Source organism: Nocardia rhamnosiphila NBRC 108938 (assembly GCF_000720425.1).
GTDB classification, from domain to species: domain Bacteria; phylum Actinomycetota; class Actinomycetes; order Mycobacteriales; family Mycobacteriaceae; genus Nocardia; species Nocardia rhamnosiphila.
Window position 1 is genome coordinate 455,568 of the sequence record NZ_JOAJ01000007.1, and the last position, 19,230, is coordinate 474,797.

Annotated in this window: 13 protein-coding genes; 8 read left to right on the forward strand and 5 right to left on the reverse strand. The window is 69.1% G+C overall.

Going from position 1 to position 19,230, the window contains the following annotated elements; genetic code table 11:
- Positions 1-34: 34 nt before the first annotated feature.
- Positions 35-1,213: an amino acid deaminase/aldolase gene (locus IG75_RS0124270; RefSeq protein ID WP_373863765.1), complete on the reverse strand. Its 1,179-nt coding sequence runs from the start codon at positions 1,211-1,213 to the stop codon at positions 35-37.
- A 38-nt stretch (positions 1,214-1,251) separates the two neighbouring features.
- Positions 1,252-1,668, reverse strand: coding sequence for a TetR family transcriptional regulator (locus IG75_RS0124275; RefSeq protein WP_245713260.1), 417 nt, complete (start codon positions 1,666-1,668; stop codon positions 1,252-1,254).
- Between the two features lie 471 nt (positions 1,669-2,139).
- On the opposite strand from IG75_RS0124275, the gene IG75_RS0124280 reads away from it, so the two are divergent.
- On the forward strand, positions 2,140-2,898 hold the full coding sequence (locus IG75_RS0124280) for a tyrosine-protein phosphatase (protein ID WP_030523285.1): 759 nt from the start codon (positions 2,140-2,142) through the stop codon (positions 2,896-2,898).
- A gap of 3 nt (positions 2,899-2,901) precedes the next feature.
- Here IG75_RS0124280 and IG75_RS0124285 read toward each other — a convergent pair whose 3' ends face one another.
- Both IG75_RS0124285 and IG75_RS0124290 read right to left on the reverse strand, forming a co-directional pair.
- Positions 2,902-4,254 carry a class I adenylate-forming enzyme family protein gene (locus tag IG75_RS0124285; RefSeq protein WP_081877058.1) on the reverse strand — a complete coding sequence of 451 codons (1,353 nt, stop codon included), beginning with the start codon at positions 4,252-4,254 and terminating at the stop codon, positions 2,902-2,904.
- Between the two features lie 115 nt (positions 4,255-4,369).
- Positions 4,370-5,164, reverse strand: coding sequence for an enoyl-CoA hydratase/isomerase family protein (locus tag IG75_RS0124290; RefSeq protein ID WP_030523283.1), 795 nt, complete (start codon positions 5,162-5,164; stop codon positions 4,370-4,372).
- A 113-nt stretch (positions 5,165-5,277) separates the two neighbouring features.
- Here IG75_RS0124290 and IG75_RS0124295 point away from each other — a divergent pair, with 113 nt between their 5' ends.
- From IG75_RS0124295 to IG75_RS0124325, 7 genes are all read left to right on the forward strand, one after another.
- Positions 5,278-6,303: a glutathione S-transferase family protein gene (locus tag IG75_RS0124295; protein WP_030525966.1), complete on the forward strand. Its 1,026-nt coding sequence runs from the start codon at positions 5,278-5,280 to the stop codon at positions 6,301-6,303.
- Between the two features lie 433 nt (positions 6,304-6,736).
- A complete protein-coding gene (locus IG75_RS0124300) occupies positions 6,737-7,513 on the forward strand; it encodes a hypothetical protein (RefSeq protein ID WP_030523281.1) in 777 nt (258 codons plus the stop codon).
- Complete coding sequence (locus tag IG75_RS0124305) at positions 7,510-8,463, forward strand: ATP-binding cassette domain-containing protein (protein ID WP_030523280.1); 954 nt, start codon at positions 7,510-7,512, stop codon at positions 8,461-8,463. The genes IG75_RS0124300 and IG75_RS0124305 overlap by 4 nt, the downstream gene beginning before the upstream one ends.
- Positions 8,460-9,242 (forward strand): ABC transporter permease, encoded by a 783-nt coding sequence (locus tag IG75_RS0124310; RefSeq protein ID WP_030523279.1) that lies wholly within the window; start codon positions 8,460-8,462, stop codon positions 9,240-9,242. The genes IG75_RS0124305 and IG75_RS0124310 overlap by 4 nt, the downstream gene beginning before the upstream one ends.
- Positions 9,243-9,335: 93 nt before the next feature.
- Positions 9,336-12,980, forward strand: coding sequence for an ABC transporter ATP-binding protein (locus IG75_RS0124315; RefSeq protein WP_051714867.1), 3,645 nt, complete (start codon positions 9,336-9,338; stop codon positions 12,978-12,980).
- A 108-nt stretch (positions 12,981-13,088) separates the two neighbouring features.
- Complete coding sequence (locus tag IG75_RS0124320; RefSeq protein ID WP_168165639.1) at positions 13,089-16,907, forward strand: multifunctional oxoglutarate decarboxylase/oxoglutarate dehydrogenase thiamine pyrophosphate-binding subunit/dihydrolipoyllysine-residue succinyltransferase subunit; 3,819 nt, start codon at positions 13,089-13,091, stop codon at positions 16,905-16,907.
- A gap of 403 nt (positions 16,908-17,310) precedes the next feature.
- Entirely contained in the window at positions 17,311-18,186 is an 876-nt protein-coding gene (locus IG75_RS0124325; protein WP_030523276.1) for a hypothetical protein, read from the forward strand.
- A 16-nt stretch (positions 18,187-18,202) separates the two neighbouring features.
- Here the strand turns inward: IG75_RS0124325 and sigJ are convergent, their stop codons facing one another.
- Positions 18,203-19,099, reverse strand: coding sequence for an RNA polymerase sigma factor SigJ (sigJ, locus tag IG75_RS0124330; protein ID WP_030523275.1), 897 nt, complete (start codon positions 19,097-19,099; stop codon positions 18,203-18,205).
- Positions 19,100-19,230 lie beyond the last annotated feature (131 nt).

A 19,230-nucleotide genomic window follows, 5' to 3' on the forward strand; every position in this document is an offset into this window, starting at 1 on the left:
AATGCGTCCCCGCCGTATCGGATTCGGTCACCGCTCATCCGAAACATTTACCTTCGCCACGATATGTCGGTACCGCCACGCGCGAGCCGTCACCGTCCACCAGATACAACCGGTCGAACCGTTCACACAGCTCACCGGCCTTGGCGTGCCGGAACCACACCCGGTCCCCGATCGACAGATCCGCGGCTCCGGCCAGCGGTGTCTGCACCTCGCCCGCCCCTTCCGTACCGAGCAGCCGCAATCCCTTGGGCCACACTGGTTCAGGTACACGAGAAGCCCCCGCCGGTCCGGAGGCGATATATCCCCCGGCGAATACCGTGACCATTCCGGACGCGGGCCGGCGCAGGATCGGTAACGCGAAATACAGTGCGGGCCTTGGGCGGAACGATCGATATCCGTCGAACAGCGTCGGCACATACAGCCCCGACCCCGCGGTGATCTCGGTGACTCCCGGTGCGGCGGCGGACAATTCGATCGAACCCGTACCACCGCTGTTGACGATCTCGAGCGGACCGGTCACCGCACGCACGGCGTCCAGCACCGCGCCCCGGCGCCGGCCGATCTCCCGGGCGGAGGCCTTCTTCACCAGGCGCACCGGCAGCGAGGTGTCCGGTAGTCCGGCGATCTGCGCCTCGTAGGTCATCAGCCCGACCACCCGGAACCCGCGGGCGACGGCCGTCTCGGCCAGTTCGGCGGCCTGTTCCGGAGTCCGGATCGGCGAGCGGCGCACCCCGAGATGCACGGGACCGATCCGCAGCGAGGCGTCCACATCCAGGCAGACCCGGGGATGTACGGTCGCGCTGCCGACCGCGGCACGGACGAGATCCAGCTGCGCCACATCATCGATCATCAGCGTGATCGCCCCGAGCAGGACCGGGTCGCCGCCGAGTTCGGCCAGCGCCGTGCGATCGGCACTCGGGTACCCGAGCAGCACATCGCGAGCGCCCTGCCGGACCAGCCAGATCGCCTCGCTGAGCGAATACGACATGAGGCCCGCGAAACCGCCCACGGCGGTCAGTCCGGCGCCGAGCACTTCTTCCAGGACCGCGCGACAGCGCACGGATTTACTGGCCACCCGGATGGGCCGCCCCGCGGCCCGGCGCACCAGGTCGGCGGCATTGGCCCGCAGGGCGGTGAGGTCCACCGCGGCCAGCGGCGGATCGAGATCCGCGGTGGCCGCATGCAGGGGGGCGATCGGCGAGGTCACACTCACGCGACCACTCAACCACCGTACTGGTCGAACGTCCAGCTTTATCGGGACGAGTTTCCGGCGTCGATCGCCCGGGTGACCAGATTGGAGACCAGATCGTCGAAGGCGACCAGGACGACCTCGTCGTCACAATCGGCCAGCCACCGCAGCACCGAACCCTGGACCACCATGATCACGTAGGACGCCACCGATTCGACCGGCTCGATCCAGCGGGTACCCGACCGGGCGGCACACAGCTCGAGCCATTCGATCACATCGCGTTGCTGGGCGCGCTGCCGCTTGGAGACCACCGGGTCGGGTACATACTCCGCGGTCGAATCCCAGTGCCGGCACAGGGTCTGCACGGTCTTGGAGTAGGCGTGGATCTGCTGCACCGGCGTCGACTTGACCAGCGGCCAGTAGGCACTCACCCCGGCGTGCAGCAAGACCCGCAACGCCCGTAATCCGGTGATATCCATAACCGCGTCTGCATGATCGACCGCTTCTCGCACGGCCGACCGGATCCGGACCTCCGCTATTTCTCCACGTACGCCCAACGCAAGCTCCCTCGGCAAACAACTCGCACACTCCGGACCGAAAACTCGGCACCGCAGTGGCCGGCCGGATCGGTAGGCATAGTCGGGAAGTTGCAGCCTATCCAATCCGTCTTCTCGATATTAGAAGGTTTTCGGGGTTTGAGAACAGTTCTGACGGGAAACCCATACCCGAAGACTGTTTTTACGGCCCCTTCGGGACCGACTCCGCATACCCCGGAAACCCGGTACACGCACGTCCGGCCCACCCTGGACCGCCCCCAGGAGACGTACCCCTACCGCCACAGCGCCTCATGACAGAGACCATCGGCCAGTCTACGACCGGGCCCCGCTGATCTTCCTCGCCTGTGCGTCATCACACAACGCGCACGGTCGGGCGACAGTTAGCCTGATGCGGTGACAAGCTCTCCCCTCGCCGGGCATCTCCGGATCAGCGGCACATTCAACTTTCGGGATCTCGGCGGATTGCGCCTGCACGGCGGCGGGACGACACGCCCCGGAGTCCTGCTCCGTTCGGCCCAGCTCAGCCGGCTCGACGACGCCGGCCACGCCACCCTCCGGGAACTGGGGGTGGGGGCGGTCCACGATCTGCGCGGCCACCTGGAGATCGAACGTGCCGGCGCCGACCACCTGCCCTCGGAGATCCGGCTGAACATCACCCCCTTCGACGACGGAACGGTCACCGCGCCCCCGCACGAGGCGGGCGCCGGCCGGCAGGACGCGCCCGGTGCCGCGCTCGCCTACATGATGGACGTGTACCGCAACTTCCCGGCCCGGCCCGAGGCACACGCTGCCATCACGGCCCTGGCCGAGGCGATCGTCGCCGACCGCGGAGCCGTCCTGGTGCACTGCGCCGCCGGTAAGGACCGCACCGGCTGGACCATCGCCACGCTGCTGCGTGCGGTCGGGGTCACCGAGTCCGAGATCCTCGGCGACTACCTGCTGAGCAATCAGGCGGTCGCCGAACTGCGCACCTCGCTGAAGGACGAGTTCGGCGCGGACCTGCCGCAGGCCGTGCTCGAGGTACGGGAGGAGTACCTGCGAGCGGGCCTCGAATCCGGGATCGAACTGCACGGTGATTTCGATGCGTATCTGAGCGCCGTGGGGCTCACGCCCGACCTGCGGGAGCGGCTGCGGGAACGACTCGTCGCCTGAGGCTCAGGCGCCGCGCCGGACCAGACCGTCGGTGCCGATACACACATGGTCGCCGGTATGGAACCAGCTGCCGGTGAACCGGTCGGCGGTGCGCTGGGGATCGTTCCAGTAGCGCCTGGTCACATTGGGGCCGCGGCACAGCAGCTCGCCGCGCCCCGAGGCGGCCTCCGGTCCGCACAGCGCCAGCTCGGTGCCGCCGAACGGGAACCCGAGCACGGTACCGTCGGCGTCGGCGGCCGGACCGGCGGTCGGCCCCAGCGCCAGCCCGATCCCGCTGGTCTCGGTCGCACCCCACACCGACCACTGCCGGGCCGAGGGGAACACCGCACCGAGATCACAGGCGGACGCCGGCCCGGGCTCCGCGATATCGGCGCGATGACCGGCCGTGCTGATCCGGATCACCCGCTCGGTGCGCAATCCGTCGGCACGCCTCGCGGCCAGCTCCGGCAGCAGGCCGCCGAGCACACGGGTACTGGCCGCGAGCGTATCCACGCTTTCCTCGGCGATCGCCGCCGCCACCGCACCGGTGCCCTGGGCCAGGACCACGGTGCCGCCCACCGCGAAGGTGGGCAGCAGCTGATCGACACAGCCGCTGGCATGGGCCAGCGGCTGCAGTACGAGATTGCGCATCCCGTCGGTGGGCAGATCGAGGGCGGCGACCATCGAGCGGATGGCGGAGAGCAGATTCTCGTTGGTCAGTTCCACCCCCGTCGGCACCGCGCCCGCCCCGGCCCCGCTGGTGTAGCAGAGCAGCGCCAGATCGCCGAGCGCCGCACCGTCGTCGATGAACGCGGCGCCGTCGGGCAGATCGGCGGCCCAGCGGCTCTCGCTGCGAGTGGCGCCGCAGCCCCGGTCGGGCGCACCCAGGACGAAATCGGCATCGCTGTCGGCGATGACCTTGTCGGCCGCCTCGCGCGGCAGGCCGTACTGGACCAGAACCGGCACCGCCCCGCTGAGCAGCGCCCCGAGGAACGCCTGCACCCAGCGCACTCCGGGTGGCATGTGCACCGCGACCCGGTCCCCGTAGCCGATCCCGTGCTCCTGCAGCCCACCGGCTACCCGGGAGGCCGAATGCCACAGCTCCCGATAGGTCAGCCGGCCGCCGCCGACCTCGACCACGGCCTCCCGGTTGGAGAACGCGTGCACCTGGAGATCGAGGAGTTCGGTGAGGGCGGGGCTGAGGTTGCCGTAACGCAGGATGCCGTCCGCGCCCCGCGACAGCGGCGCCGCGGCGCCGGCGTCGACGATATGGAACTCCACCGGCTCCGGCCGCGGGCCGGGCGCGCCGCCGGACTCCCGCACCGGGCCGGACGGACCGGCCGCGGGCCCGATGATCGTGGTCGTACCGCCTTGCATCGGACCTCCGCACAGTCGAAAAGTCTGGCACCTGTGACTATATGACGCAGATCACAAACGCGGGTGCGGAGTCGGCGAATCGCCCGGATGGATGACGAAATCGTCATCCGACAGGTCAGCGCCCCCGGTAGGTGGCCTTCCCGGGGCCCAGTTCCAGGAAGCTGCGCACCGCCCGCGGCAGGTCCTCGGTGTCGAACAGGTCACCGGACACCCGCGGGGTCACCGAATCCGCGTGCGCCACCCCGCCCGACCGCCATGCTTCGACGATCCGCTTGGTGGCGGCATGCGCGCGCGTGGGCCCCTCGGCCAGCCGGTGGGCCAGCGCGACCGCCGCGGTGTCGACATCCTCGTGGATCTGGTTCACCACGCCCCATTCGCGCATGGTCTGCGCGTCGTACAGATCACCGGTCATCACCAGCTCGCGGGCTCGGCCCGACCCGGCCCGTTCGGCCAGCCGCTGCGGCCCGCCCATCGACGGCGTCAACCCGACCACGATCTCCACCAGCCCGAACTTCGCCTTCGGCGCGGCCAGGATCAGATCGCAGGCCAGCGCGATCTCGAACGCCGCGGTGAGGGTGAGCCCGTGCGCGGCGAAGAGCACCGGGCACGGCAGCGCCTCGATCGGATGGCTGATCCGAGCGAACAGGTCCTGCCACAGCTGGGCTCCCTGCGCGGCGGTGAGCCCGTCGAAGGTGTGCACATCCACCCCGCCCGATACCACTTTGCCCTCGGCCCGGATCAGCAACGCGCGCGGCGGCCGCGCCGACAGCTCGGCGAGATCGGCGACCAGGGCGTCGAACATGGCCTGATCGAACAGGTTCAGCGGTGGGCTCGCCAGCGTCAATGTGGCGACTTCGGCACCGCCGGCGGTGACCGTGCGTTCCAGCCGGGTGGGTTCGGTAGCGCTCATACCCTGATTATCAGGTATGAGCGGGGGCCCTCCGTGGCTACGCTCCGCTACCGCCTCCGGGCCTGACCCGCTCATACCGTCAGCTTATGGGCCGGCCCTGCGAGACTGGTGCCATGACCGACTCGGAAACCGCACAGGGCACCTACGTCGAACCGGGCGAATTCAGACGCGACACCAACTACATCACCACCCGGATCACCGCCGACGGCCGCGACGGCTACCCGGTCGAACCGGACCGGTACCGGCTGGTCGCCGCCCGCGCCTGCCCGTGGGCCAACCGCACCCTGATCGCGCGCCGCCTGCTGGGCCTGGAATCGGTGATCTCGCTGGGCCTGTGCGGTCCCACCCACGACAAGCTCAGCTGGACCTTCGACCTGGACCCGGGCGGGGTGGACCCGGTGCTGAAGATTCCGCGGCTGCGCGACGCCTACCTGGCCCGCTTCCCCGACTATCCGCGCGGTATCACGGTGCCGGCGATCGTCGACGTACCGACCGGCCGGGTCGTCACCAACGACTACGCGCAGATCACTCTCGACTTCTCCCTCGAATGGACCGAGTACCACCGCGACGGAGCCCCGCAGCTGTATCCGGAAGCGCTGCGCGCCGAGATCGACGAGGTGAACGCACGCGTGTTCCGCGAGGTGAACAACGGCGTGTACCGCTGCGGTTTCGCCGGCGCCCAGGAGGCCTACGACGACGCCTACGACCGGCTCTTCACCGCCCTGGACTGGCTGTCGGACCGGCTGACCGGGCAGCGCTATCTGGTCGGCGACACCATCACCGAAGCCGATATCCGGCTGTTCACCACCCTGGCCCGGTTCGACCCCGTCTACCACGGCCATTTCAAATGCAACCGCAGCAAACTCAGCGAGATGCCGGTCCTGTGGGCCTACGCCCGCGACCTGTTCCAAACCCCCGGATTCGGCGACACCATCGATTTCGCGCAGATCAAGGACCATTACTACAAGGTCCACACCGACATCAACCCCACCCGGATCGTCCCCAAGGGCCCGAACCTCACCAACTGGCTCGCCCCCCACGGCCGCGAATCTTTGGGCGGCCGTCCCTTCGGCGACGGCACACCCCCACCACCCCCGGTCCCGGCCGAAATGGTCCCGGAGGACCACGGACCCCGCTAGTCAGCACCCGGACCAAGGACCGCACTACACACAGCTCAGCATTGGACCTGGACGTCGAACGCCGACGTAACCCCCTGCGTCGAGTCCTACGAGACACCTCAAAGGGTTGAGGCCCGTCTCGCCGTTTCGGCCTCGAAAGCGCATGAGCCGAAGGCTCGAGTCTCGAGGCCGAAACGGCGAGACCAAGGGGGCCTCAACCCCACGAGCAAGCCCGCACCGCACCTCCACCAACGAGCAGCTCCCGGCTCCACCGCACCTATCGCCCCAGCGCCCGCCGTTCAACAGAACTTGCACCACCGTTCAACAGAACTTGCGCGCGAGTCGGAACCGGGGAAAGGGGTAGTCCGTTACCAGTCAGAGCGAACGTCCGGCCGCCGTGCCCTACAGTGCACAGAGGCCGCAGAGGAGGGATGACGCCGTGCGTAACGGGGCATTGGAAAAGGCCGTGGTCGAGGCACTGGATCACGGTTCCCGGCTACAAGCACCCGCCGTCGCCAAGTATGTCGCGCGCTTGCGGCGCGCACATCCCGACGAGTCGCCCGCGCAGCTCGTCGAACGGCTCGAACGGCAGTATCTGCTGGCCGTGACCGGCAGTGGTAGCGCGGTCGGGGCGTCGGCCGCGATCCCCGGGGTGGGGACCATCGCCGCGCTGGCGGCGGTGAGCGCGGAGACCACTTTCTTCATGGAGGCGTCGGCGTTGTTCACGCTGGCGGTCGCCTCGGTGCACGGGGTGCGGCCGGAGAACACCGAGCAGCGGCGGGCGCTGGTGCTCGCGGTGGTGCTCGGTGACAGCGGGATGGAGATCGTCCAGAAGAGTGTCGGTACCTCGGCCAAGAACTGGGGCACCGTGTTCGCCAACAAGATCCCGGGTCTGTCCGGGATGAACGATTCGCTGCTCAAGCGGTTCATCGTCCGCTTCATCACCAAGCGTGCCGCATTGATGGCGGGCAAAATAGTGCCTGCCGGGATCGGTGCGGTGATCGGCGGGGTCGGTAACCGGGCGCTGGGCAAGGCGACCGTCAACAACGCGCGTAAGGCATTCGGTCCGGCGCCGGCGTATTTCCCCGACGAGATGGTGATCGACGCCCAGCTGCCGACCGCGCTGGAGCAGCCGAAGAAGTCGCTGCCGCAGCCCGATCCGAGCGAGCTGCCGCGCGATGAGATCGGGGTACGTCAGCGTGGGACCCAGCCACCGGCCGGGCCGCGGTGACGCCCTCGGCACGCCCGGCGATCACGGTCCGGGGTCTGACCAAGCGGTACGAGGATTTCAGTATCGGTGCCCAGGACATCTCCTTCGATGTCGCGGCGGGTACCTGCGCGGCGCTGGTGGGTCCGCCCGGTTCCGGGAAGTCGACGGTGGCCGGGATCCTGCTGGGTCTGCTCCCGCCGACGGCGGGGTCGGCCACGGTGGCCGGCGGCCGCGGCAGTGCGGCGGTGGGCGCCGTCCTCGCACCGCGCGGTCTGCATCCGCGCCGTACGGTCCGCGACCATCTGCGGGTCTATGCCGCCGCGGCCGGGTGCCCGGACCGCCGGGTGCGCGCCGTGCTGGAGATCACCGGTCTCACCGAGCGCGCCCGCGCCGTCCCCGACGATCTGAGCCCCGGTGAGGAGACCCGCGCGGCGCTGGCGACGGCCCTGCTGCCCGACCCGCCACTGCTGGTGCTCGATGATCCCACCGCCGGTATGCAGCTGGGCGAACTGTCCTGGTTGCAGGGCTTCCTGCGCGAGCACACGCGGCGCGGCGGCACCGTACTGTTCACCACGCCCAGCCTGGTGACAGCGCTGCCGATCGCCGACCATCTGGTGGTGCTGAGCGGCGGGGCGGTGGTCTATCAGGGCAGCCCGGCCCGGCTGCGGCGCCGAAACCCGGACCGTCTGGTGGTGGCCTCCTCGTCGTCCATCGCAGTCGCCACCGCCCTGGCCGCTCGCGGCTTCACCGACGCGGTGATCCGGCCCGACGATCAACTGGCCGTGGCGGACGCGTCCGAGGACGATATCGTGGCCGCCGCCCGCGCCGCGGATGTCCGGCTGGACCGTATAGTCGCCGATCGGATCCATCCCGACCGGGTGCTCGCCTCCCTGACCCACGCGGCCGCGCCGCAGCCGGTCGGACCCGGTATGCCGCCGCCCACCTCTCTGCCGTACGGGGTTGCCCGATGATCGACGTCGTACCCGCGGAACTGATTCCGCCGGTCCTGTCCGAGTACCGCAAAGCGGCGACCCTGCGCTACCCCCGGGTGCTGGCCGGAGCACTGGTCGCGATATCGATCGTGACCGCCTCGGTGACCGCGATCATGGCCGGGCCGCGTGACCCGGACAGCGATCCGGTGACCGGTACCGCGACCATCGGGCTGTATCTGGCGCTGTTCGCGGTGGTCGTGGCGGCGGGTGTTTTCGGGGCCGCGGGGGCGGCGGGTGAACACCAGCACAACACGCTGGTGACCACCGCGCTGTTCACGATGGACCGGGACCGGCTGGCCGGGTCGAAATACCTGGTGACCGCCGCCGCCGCGGTGGTGGCCGCGCTGGCGGTCGAGGTCGTGGCCATGGTCTGCCTGCTGCTGTTCGGCCGCGACAAATTCGAGATCACGGCCGCCTTGTTCGCGGTACTCGGTGGTGGTCTGCTGGCCGCGGCGTGCTGGGCGGTGATCGGTACCGGACTCGGGCTGCTGCTGCGCTCACCGGCGCTGGCGGTCGGTGCGGTGCTGGTCTGGATGCTGCTCGCCGAGCCGCTGCTCTGGGTGGTGACCGCCGGGATCGGGCTACCGGGCGCGGCGACGCTGCTGCCGGGTTCGGCGACGCTGAGCACCGTCCTGGTGGGCTCATTCACCGACAGCGATCTGCTGGCACCCGCCCCGGCCGCGATCGTGGTGCTGCTGCTGTGGTCCGTCGGGGTCGGCGCGGCCGGCTGGTGGGCGCTGCGCCAGGCCGAACTGTGAGCCGCTGAGCCTGTCCCGGCGGGAGCGCCGGGAACAAGACCTTGTCGCCGGGCGTCGTTATGGTCGATGACAGGTCGAGGTGAAGGGGGGCTCATGGGTAGCGGCGCGCGGCCGGGATGGCTTCGCAGGCTGTGGTCGGAGTGCCGGCGTTTCGGGGGCACGCTGGCCGGTATCGCCGTGGCCCTGGTGGCCGGCGCGGCGGCCGAGATCGTGGCACCGCTGCTCACCAAATGGGCCGTCGATTCGGCCACCAGCGGGGCCACCCGGGTGATCGGTATCGTCGCCGGACTGCTGGCCCTGCTGGCGGCGGGCCGGTTCGCGGCGTCCTTCGGGCGGCGGATGCTGGCCGGCAAATTGTCACTGGACGTCCAGCACGGGCTGCGGGTGCAGCTGCTCGGATCGTTGCAGCGGCTGGACGGCGCCGGCCAGGACGCGCTGCGCACCGGGCAGGTGGTTTCCCGTTCGATCACCGATCTCCAGCTGGTGCAATCGCTGCTGGCGATGGCCCCGCTCTCGGGCATGTCGTTTCTGCAGTTCGTGCTCGCCGCCGCGGTGATGCTGTGGTTGTCCCCGCCGCTGGCGGCGGTGGCGCTGCTGATGGTGCCGCTGGTGATCGTGGTGGTGTACCGGATGCGGCCCAAGCTGCACGCCGCCACCTGGTCGGCCCAGCAGCGGGCCGCCGAACTCGCCCAGCACGTGGAGGAGACCGTCACCGGGGTCCGGGTGGTGAAGGGGTTCGGCCAGGAAGCCCGGATGGTCGATGTGCTCGAACAGCACGGCCGCCGGTTGTTCGCCGAGCGGATGCGCGCGGCCCGGATCAATGCCCGCTTCTCCCCCACATTGGCGGCCATCCCGCAGGCGGGTCTGGTGGTGGTGATCGCCGTCGGCGGCTGGCTCGCGTTGCACGGTCAGATCGGTCTGGGCACCTTCCTCGCGTTCAGCGCCTATGTCACCACCATGACCACCACCGCCCGCACCATGGCGTCGGTGCTCATCCTGGCCCAGCTCACCCGGGCCGCGGCCGAACGGGTGTATCAGGTGATCGACGCCGGTCCGGCGGTGGCCGATCCGCCGCGACCGGTCCCGGTGCCGGAGGGCCCGCTGGGTATCGAACTCGACGGGGTGAGCTTCGGCTTCGACCCCGCGCAACCGGTCCTGCGCGACCTGGACCTGCGGGTCCGGCCGGGCGAGACGGTGGCGATCATCGGTCCGGCGGGCTCGGGCAAGACCACGCTGTCGCTGCTGCTACCCCGGTTCTACGCGCCCGATGCCGGCCGGATCCGGCTGCTGGGCACCGGTGCCGCGCAGCCGGTGGATATCGCCGAGGTGTCCGCCGCGCAGTTGCGCGCCGCGGTGGGCGTGGTCTTCGACGATCCGTTCCTGTTCAGTTCCAGCGTGGCCGCCAATATCGCCCTCGGCAGGCCCGACGCCACACCCGACGAGATCCGGGCCGCCGCGCGACAGGCCGCCGCCGACGAGTTCATCGAACAGCTGCCGGACGGCTACGACACCGTCGTGGGGGAACGCGGGCTCACCCTCTCCGGCGGTCAGCGGCAGCGCATCGCCCTGGCCCGGGCGTTACTGGCCCGGCCGCGCATTCTGGTGCTCGACGACGCCACCTCCGCGGTGGACGCGGTGACCGAGGCCGCCATCTTCGGCGCACTGCCCGATCAGGGCACCCGCACTACCATCATCCTGGCCCATCGCGAGTCGACCCTCGCCCATGCCGACCGGGTGATCCGCCTGCCCGAACCGGACACCGTGCCGGTCGCCGGCCCGGTCTATCAGCCCGACCGGCTGCCCCCCGCCGCGTCCGCCGACCGCTTCGGCCCCACGCCCGACCTCGGCGCGACCCCCGAACTGCGCCGTGCCATCGATGCGCTGCCCGCCGCCACCGAACGGCCGGGGCTGGACGAGTCCCGGCTCCGGAAGCCGGATCCGGGGTTCCGCCTCGGCCGGCTGCTGTGGCCGGTGCGCACCCTGGTGCTGGCCTCGGTGGCCCTGCTGGCACTCGACGCGTTGATCGGGATCGGTTTTCCGCCGCTGGTCCGCCATGCGATCGACGCCGGCGTCACCGGTGGGCAGCCGGCCGCCCTCACCTGGTCGGCCGCACTCGGTACCGGACTGGTGCTGGCGGGCTGGGTGGTCGCCGCCGCGACCACCCTGTTCACCTCCCGCACCGGCGAACGGGTGCTGTACGGATTGCGTGTCCGCAGTTACGCCCACCTGCAACGGCTCGGGCTGGACTACTACGAACGCGAACTGTCCGGCCGGATCATGACCCGGATGACCACCGATGTGGACGCCCTGTCCACCTTCCTGCAGACCGGGGTGTCCACCGCGCTGGTGAGTGTGCTGTCGCTGGGCGGTATCGCGGTCGCGCTGGTGGTGATCGATCTGCGGCTCGCCCTGGTGGTCCTGCTCGGGGTGCTGCCGCCGCTGATCATCGCCACGGCGGTGTTCCGCCGGGTCGCCTCGGTGGCCTACACCGTCTCCCGGGAACGGGTCTCCACGGTCAACGCGGATTTCCAGGAGAACATCGCGGGCCTACGGGCGGTGCAGGCCAATCGGCACGAACGGCTCGCGGCCCACCGGTTCGCCGAATACTCCACGAAGTACCGGCGCAGCCGGATGCGAGCGCAGCGCGCCATCGCGTTGTACTTCGCGTTCGTGGCGGCGTGGACCGATCTGGCGCTGGCCCTGGTGGTGTTCACCGGGGCGCACGCGGTGGCCGCCGGTACCACCAGCACCGGCACCCTGGTCGCCTTCGTGCTGTATCTGGAACTGCTGTTCGGTCCGGTCCAGCAGCTGTCGCAGGTGTTCGACGGGTACCAGCAGGCGCGGGTGGGTCTGCGCCGTATCGGCGAGCTGCTGCGCACCCCGTCCTCCATCGGTGCCGATCCACCCGACGCCGATCCGATCGCGGCGGGCCTGCGGGGTGATCTGGCGCTCGACGCGGTGCGTTTCCGCTACCCGGGCACCGAGCGTTTCGCTCTCGACGATGTGGATCTGGCGGTCGCGCCCGGGCAATCGCTGGCTCTGGTGGGGGCGACCGGCGCCGGGAAATCCACCATCGTCAAACTGCTCGCCCGCCTCTACGACCTCTCCGGCGCCGATACCGGGGTCATCCGGGTGGACGGCGTCGATATCCGCGACTACCGGCTGGACCGCTACCGTGCCCGGCTCGGGATGGTCCCGCAGGAAGCTCACCTGTTCACCGGCGATATCGCGAGCAACATTGCATTCGGGAAACCTGACGCGTCCGAGGCGGAGATCGAGGCGGCCGCCCGCGCGGTCGGTGCGCGGGAGATGATCGCCGGCCTGCCCGGCGGATTCGGGCGGCCGGTGGGCGAGCGCGGGCGCGGGCTCTCGGCGGGTCAGCGTCAGCTCATCGCGCTGGCCCGTGCCCAGCTGGTGGACCCCGATCTGTTGCTGCTCGACGAGGCGACCGCCACCCTCGACCCCGACACCGAGGAGAAAGTGCTGGCCGCGACCGGATCGCTGGCTCGCCACCGCACGACCGTGGTGGTCGCGCACCGGCTGGCCACGGCCGCGCGGGCCGATCGGATCGCCGTGGTGGAGCACGGCCGGATCGTCGAAGTGGGCACTCATGCCGAGCTCGTGGCGGCCGGTGGGCACTATGCCCGCCTCTGGACAGCGGCCGGAAGCGGCGAAGGAATATTCTCGGTCGAGGACGAGTCGTCAACAATGAGGTCGGGATTGTCCGGTGGTCGGTGACCGAGCGGATGTGCGCGGGGGCATATCCTCGTCTTCAGGGCGTATCGGTACCCATCCGCCGAGGCCCTGTGCCGGGCACGTCACAAACGTCGCAGCGCGAAGAACGAAATGAGGCGAACACCTGCTGTGAGCAGCTCAAAATCCCAGTTCGGTCAGAACCAGTGGCTGGTCGACGAGATGTATCAGAAGTTCAAACAGGATCCATCCTCGGTCGACGCCAGCTGGCACGAGTTCCTCGCCGACTACACCCCCGAGATCTCCGGTGATTCCGGTAACACCCAGTCTGCTCCGGCGCCGACGGCTCCGACGTCGGCGGTGAAATCCGCCCCTGCCGCCGTGCCCGCCGAAAATTCTTCGGTCCGGACCCGGGCCACCGCCCCGACCGCTCCGGCCACCACGTCCGCGCCGGCCGCCGCGCCGAAGTCCGCCCCGGCCGCCACCACCGCCGCGCGGACCACCGCGGCCGCCCAGCAGCGGGCCCCGCAGACGACCCCGGCCCCGGCGTCCAATGCCGCCGCCACCTCGGGTGCGCCCAAGCCGGCTCCGGCCGCGGACGAGAAGAAGGTGCTGCGTGGTGCCGCCGCCGCGGTCGCCAAGAACATGTCGGCGTCGCTGAGCATCCCGACCGCCACCAGCGTGCGGGCCGTGCCGGCCAAGCTGATGATCGACAACCGGCTGGTCATCAATAACCATCTCGCCCGCACCCGGGGCGGCAAGATCTCCTTCACCCATCTGCTCGGCTACGCGATCGTGCAGGCGGTGAAGGCGTTCCCGAACATGAACCGGCATTTCGCCGAGGTCGACGGTAAGCCGAACGCGGTCACCCCCGCGCACACCAACCTCGGTCTGGCCATCGACCTGCCCGGTAAGGACGGCAGCCGGTCCCTGGTCGTCGCCGCCATCAAGGGCACCGAGGACATGACCTTCGGTCAGTTCCACACCGCCTACGAGGACATCGTCCGCCGCGCCCGCGACGGCAAACTGACCGCCGAGGACTTCAGCGGGGTCACCATCTCGCTGACCAACCCGGGCACCATCGGCACCGTGCATTCCGTACCGCGGCTGATGCAGGGCCAGGGCGCGATCATCGGCGCGGGCGCCATGGAGTACCCGGCGGAGTTCCAGGGGATGAGCGACGAGCGGATCGCCGATATCGGTATCGGCAAGCTCATGACGCTGACCTCCACCTACGATCACCGCATCATCCAGGGCGCGGAATCCGGCGATTTCCTGCGCACCATCCACAAGCTGCTCATCGCGGACGAGTTCTACGACGAGATCTTCCACGGTCTGGCCGTGCCCTACGAGCCGGTGCGCTGGCGCAAGGACATCAAGGAACGCGGCGTCGACAAGAGCACCCGGGTGCTCGAGATGATCGCCGCCTACCGCAACCGCGGTCACCTGATGGCCGACACCGATCCGCTGCGCCTGGTCAAGGACAAGTTCCGCAGCCACCCCGATCTGGACGTCACGCAGCACGGCCTCACCCTGTGGGATCTGGACCGCGAGTTCAATGTCGGCGGTTTCCACGGCGAAGAGCGGATGAAGCTGCGCGATGTGCTGTCGGTACTGCGCGATTCCTACTGCCGCCACGTCGGTGTGGAGTACACCCACATCCTCGAAGAAGACCAGCTCAAGTGGATGCAGGACCGGGTCGAGCAGAAGCACGTCAAGCCGACCGTCGCCCAGCAGAAGTACATCCTGAACCGGCTCAACGCGGCCGAGGCGTTCGAAACCTTCCTGCAGACCAAGTACGTCGGCCAGAAGCGCTTCTCGCTGGAGGGCGCCGAAACCGTCATCCCGATGATGGACGCCGTGATCGACCAGTGCGCCGAGTACGCGCTCGACGAGGTCATCATCGGTATGCCGCACCGCGGCCGCCTCAATGTGCTGGCCAATATCGTGGGCAAGCCCTACTCGAAGATCTTCACCGAGTTCGAGGGCAATATGAACCCGGCCGCCACCCACGGCTCGGGCGATGTGAAGTACCACCTCGGTGCGCGCGGCAACTACCTGCAGATGTTCGGCGACAACGAGATCGAGGTCTCGCTGACCGCCAACCCCTCGCATCTGGAAGCGGTCGACCCGGTACTCGAGGGTCTGGTCCGCGCCAAGCAGGACCTGCTGGACAAGGGCGACGGCCCCGAGGGCTTCTCGGTCGTACCGCTGATGCTGCACGGTGACGCCGCGTTCGCCGGCCAGGGTGTGGTGGCCGAGACGCTGAACCTGTCGGGCCTGCGCGGGTACCGCGTGGGCGGCACCATCCACATCGTGGTGAACAACCAGATCGGTTTCACCACGGCCCCGGAGAACAGCCGGTCCACCGAGTACTCCACCGATATCGCCAAGTTCATCGGCGCCCCGATCTTCCACGTCAACGGCGACGACCCGGAGGCGTGCGACTGGGTCGCGCGCCTGGCGGTCGATTTCCGGCAGAAGTTCCGCAAGGACGTGGTCATCGACCTGATCTGCTACCGCCGTCGCGGTCACAACGAGGGCGACGACCCCTCGATGACCCAGCCGTACATGTACGACGTCATCGACACCAAGCGCAGTGTCCGCAAGAGCTACACCGAAAGCCTGATCGGCCGCGGCGATATCTCGCTGAAAGAGGCCGAGGACGCGCTGCGCGACTACCAGGGCCAGTTGGAGCGGGTCTTCAACGAGGTCCGGGAGCTGGAGAAGTATCCCCAGGGACCAAGCGCATCGGTGGAGGACGATCAGCAGGTCCCGTCCACCGTGCTCACCGCGGTCGACAAATCGGTGCTGCAGCGGATCGGCGACGCGTTCCTGAACGTGCCCGACGGTTTCAGCGTGCACCCGCGGGTGCAGCCGGTGCTGGAGAAGCGCCGGGAGATGGCCTACGAGGGCAAGGTCGACTGGGCGTTCGCCGAGTTGCTCGCCTTCGGCACGCTGATCGACGAGGGTCGCGCGGTCCGGCTGACCGGCCAGGATTCGCGCCGCGGCACTTTCACCCAGCGCCATTCGGTGATCATCGACCGCAAGACCGCGGCCGAGTACACCCCGCTGCACAACCTCAACAGCGCCAACCCCGGCTGGTTCGCGGTGCACGATTCGGCGCTGAGCGAGTTCGCCGCCGTCGGCTTCGAGTACGGCTACTCGCTGGGTAACCCGGACGCGCTGGTGCTGTGGGAGGCCCAGTTCGGTGACTTCGTCAACGGCGCCCAGTCGATCATCGACGAGTTCATCTCCTCCGGTGAGGCCAAATGGGGCCAGCTGTCCGAGGTCGTGCTGCTGCTGCCGCACGGGCACGAGGGTCAGGGCCCGGACCACACCTCCGGCCGTATCGAGCGCTTCCTGCAGCTGTGCGCGGAGGGTTCGATGACGGTGGCGGTGCCGTCCACCCCGGCGAACTACTTCCACCTGCTGCGCCGGCACGCGCTGGACGGTATCCGGCGTCCGCTGATCGTCTTCACCCCGAAGTCGATGCTGCGCAACAAGGCCGTCGTCAGCGATCTCAAGGATTTCACCGAGAGCAAGTTCCGCTCGGTGTTCGACGAGCCCACCTACGAACAGGGCATCGGCGACCGCGCCGCGGTCAAGCGCATCCTGCTCACCAGCGGCAAGCTCTACTACGAGCTGGCCGCCGCGAAGGCCAAGCGCAAGCGTGACGATGTCGCCATCGTCCGGGTCGAGCAGCTCTACCCGCTGCCCAAGTTCCGGTTGAACGAGGCCCTGGAGCGGTACTCGAACGCCACCGAGATCGCCTGGGTCCAGGAGGAGCCGGCGAACCAGGGCGCGTGGCCGTTCTTCGGCCTGAACCTGCCGGAGCTGCTGCCGGAGCGGCTGGGCCGCCTGCGCCGTATCTCGCGTCGTGCCATGTCGGCCCCGTCCTCGGGTTCGAGCAAGGTGCACGCGGTGGAGCAGGCCGAGATCATCGAGGAGGCGTTCGCGCCCACCGAGTGAGTCTCGGCGCCTACCCGACGCCGGGCGTGCGTCCTTCCGCGGAAGGTATGCGCGCCCGGCGTCGCGCGTTTCGGTGCCACTCCGGCGGTTGCCGGAAGCGAGTCCGGTCGAAGACGTCTGTGAGCCGTCCCGGCGCCGGCGACGATGTGTACCGGCGTCGGGCCATCGGGTCCGACCCCGACGATCGATGCTGTGTCATCTAGCCCGTGGAGCCCGGCGCGAATGCGGTCCGCGGTGTCGATAGCGATGCCCGCATCTGGAACGGATGAGGATTTCGCCATCCGGGCAAGGGATGACAGCTATCGTCGTCACTGCGGCCCGATCGACGGCCCGCGTGCCCCTCCGCATGCCGCCGCCGGACGGGTCGCACAATCGACGCGTATATCGTTGCAGCGGAAAGTGCATGAGCGTGGCAGGCGAGATCCAACTGTGGCAGGCCGGACGTCTCGTCGTGAATCGGATGACCCGGGTCGTCGACGCGGCGGCCGGTGAGGTCGCCCGCAAGGTTTCGGGCAAAGCGGGCGTGCTGACGCATCATTCCGGCCATCCCGGGGATACCGGCGGCGGTACCGGCCGGGTACTCGAGGGGACCATCGTCGGTGGAGCGAATATGCACGGCGTCGGCCTGTCCGGGAGACGTATACCGGTCGATCCGGACCGGGTCGTCGTACGGCCGTTGCACAACGATCACCGCGAAGTCGTCGGCCTGCGGATACCTGCGAACTTCGACGATGATCGCGCTGCCGCGAGGTGGGCCGACGGCCAATTGCTGGGTCATTTCACGAATCGGGTCCCGGTGCTGTCCAGCGCCGACCACAAACGAGCGTCCTCATTGGTGGAGGACTGGGATGCGAAACCGTTCTTCGTCGTGGGTAAGTTCCGTGCGCTCGATACGGAGGTCATGCTCGACCATGGCACGGGGGCGGAACCGGTGCGGCTGGGTGGCGCGGAGTTCGGCCACCTGATTGCGCGCCGTCCGGAGTTCGACGAGATGATCGACACCATCCCTGGATCGCGGCGGCCGGTGGTACTGGTTTCCCAAGGGTCCGGCGTCACGGATCCGAAGCTGGTCGAGTCGATCGCCGGATACCTGCACAGCCAGACCGATCTGATCGGCCCGGTGCGCGGAGTCGTCCATCCCACCACCAGGCTCGAACAGACGCGATCGGGCGCCTACCTGCCGTATCCGGAGTTGGAGGCGCACGTCACACTGGATGCGACCTACCAGCCGACGTCGGAGTACCTCGAATACCGGCATCCCGCCACCCGCGAAACCTGATCCGTGAACCCGGCGCTCAGCCGTTCGCGGCCGTCCAGGGCCGCAGTTTCTCCGGGTTCCGGATCGCCCAGATGCGGGTGATGAGGCCGTCGGCGATATCGAAGGCGTACACCGAGACGATGGTGTCGTCCAGCTGGGCCACCAGTCCGGGCTGGCCGTTCACCGTGCGCTCCAGCAGGGTGAACGCGGGGCTGCGGGCGGCGATCTCCAGCCAGGTGCGGGCGATCCGCTCGCCGCCGTGGATCGGCTCGCGGAAAGCCGGTGCCAGGCCGCCGCCGTCGGCCGTGGCCCGCGCTTGCGGGTCGAGGAGGCCGATCAGGGCCTCGATATCCTGGGCCTGCCAGGCGCGTTTGAAATCCCGGACCACTCCGGCGCGTTCGGCGCTCGACGACCCCCGCGAGGTGTCGATACGGCGGCGGGCGCTGGAGGCGAGCTGACGGCACGCCGCGGGAGTGCGTCCGACGATATCGGCGACCTCGGCGAAGGAGTAACGGAAGACGTCGTGCAGCACGAACGCCACCCGTTCGGCCGGTGTCATGGAATCCAGCACGACGAGAAAGGCCATACTGATCGACTCGTCGAGGGTGACCCGGTCGGCCGGGTCGGCGGATGCGGGACCATCGAGCCATTCGGACCTGCCGGGTATCGGTTCCGGAATCCAATCGCCGACATAGCGTTCCCGCCTGCTGCGCGCCGAGCCGAGCAGATCGAGGCAGATCCGGCCCGCGACCGTGGTCAACCACGCGCCGGGCGCAGCGACCTCCTGCCGCTGCCGCTCCGACAGCGCGTACCAGCGCACATAGGTCTCCTGCACCACATCCTCGGCCTCGGCCAGTGAGCCGAGCAGCCGGTAGGCGATATTGATCAGCTGACGGCGTTCACTGATCACCGCGGGCAGGTGCGGGTCGGTCATGGTCGGCTCCTTCGATCTGCGCGTCTTCTGTCGAACTCGACGAATCGGCGACCCGATTTGTGAGGCGGCCTGACATTCCGCGGGACTGTCTCGTCGGACAGTCGTGACACCCTCGGCAGAGCAGGAGTTCG

Bases quoted from the DNA above. Each gene is read 5' to 3' on its own strand.
- sigJ (WP_030523275.1), bottom strand. From the start codon at position 19,099: ATGACCGACCCGCACCTGCCCGCGGTGATCAGTGAACGCCGTCAGCTG.
- IG75_RS0124295 (WP_030525966.1), top strand. From the start codon at position 5,278: ATGACCGACTCGGAAACCGCACAGGGCACCTACGTCGAACCGGGCGAA.
- IG75_RS0124315 (WP_051714867.1), top strand. From the start codon at position 9,336: ATGGGTAGCGGCGCGCGGCCGGGATGGCTTCGCAGGCTGTGGTCGGAG.
- IG75_RS0124290 (WP_030523283.1), bottom strand. From the start codon at position 5,164: ATGAGCGCTACCGAACCCACCCGGCTGGAACGCACGGTCACCGCCGGC.
- IG75_RS0124320 (WP_168165639.1), top strand. From the start codon at position 13,089: ATGAGGCGAACACCTGCTGTGAGCAGCTCAAAATCCCAGTTCGGTCAG.
- IG75_RS0124310 (WP_030523279.1), top strand. From the start codon at position 8,460: ATGATCGACGTCGTACCCGCGGAACTGATTCCGCCGGTCCTGTCCGAG.
- IG75_RS0124275 (WP_245713260.1), bottom strand. From the start codon at position 1,668: ATGGATATCACCGGATTACGGGCGTTGCGGGTCTTGCTGCACGCCGGG.
- IG75_RS0124285 (WP_081877058.1), bottom strand. From the start codon at position 4,254: ATGCAAGGCGGTACGACCACGATCATCGGGCCCGCGGCCGGTCCGTCC.
- IG75_RS0124325 (WP_030523276.1), top strand. From the start codon at position 17,311: ATGAGCGTGGCAGGCGAGATCCAACTGTGGCAGGCCGGACGTCTCGTC.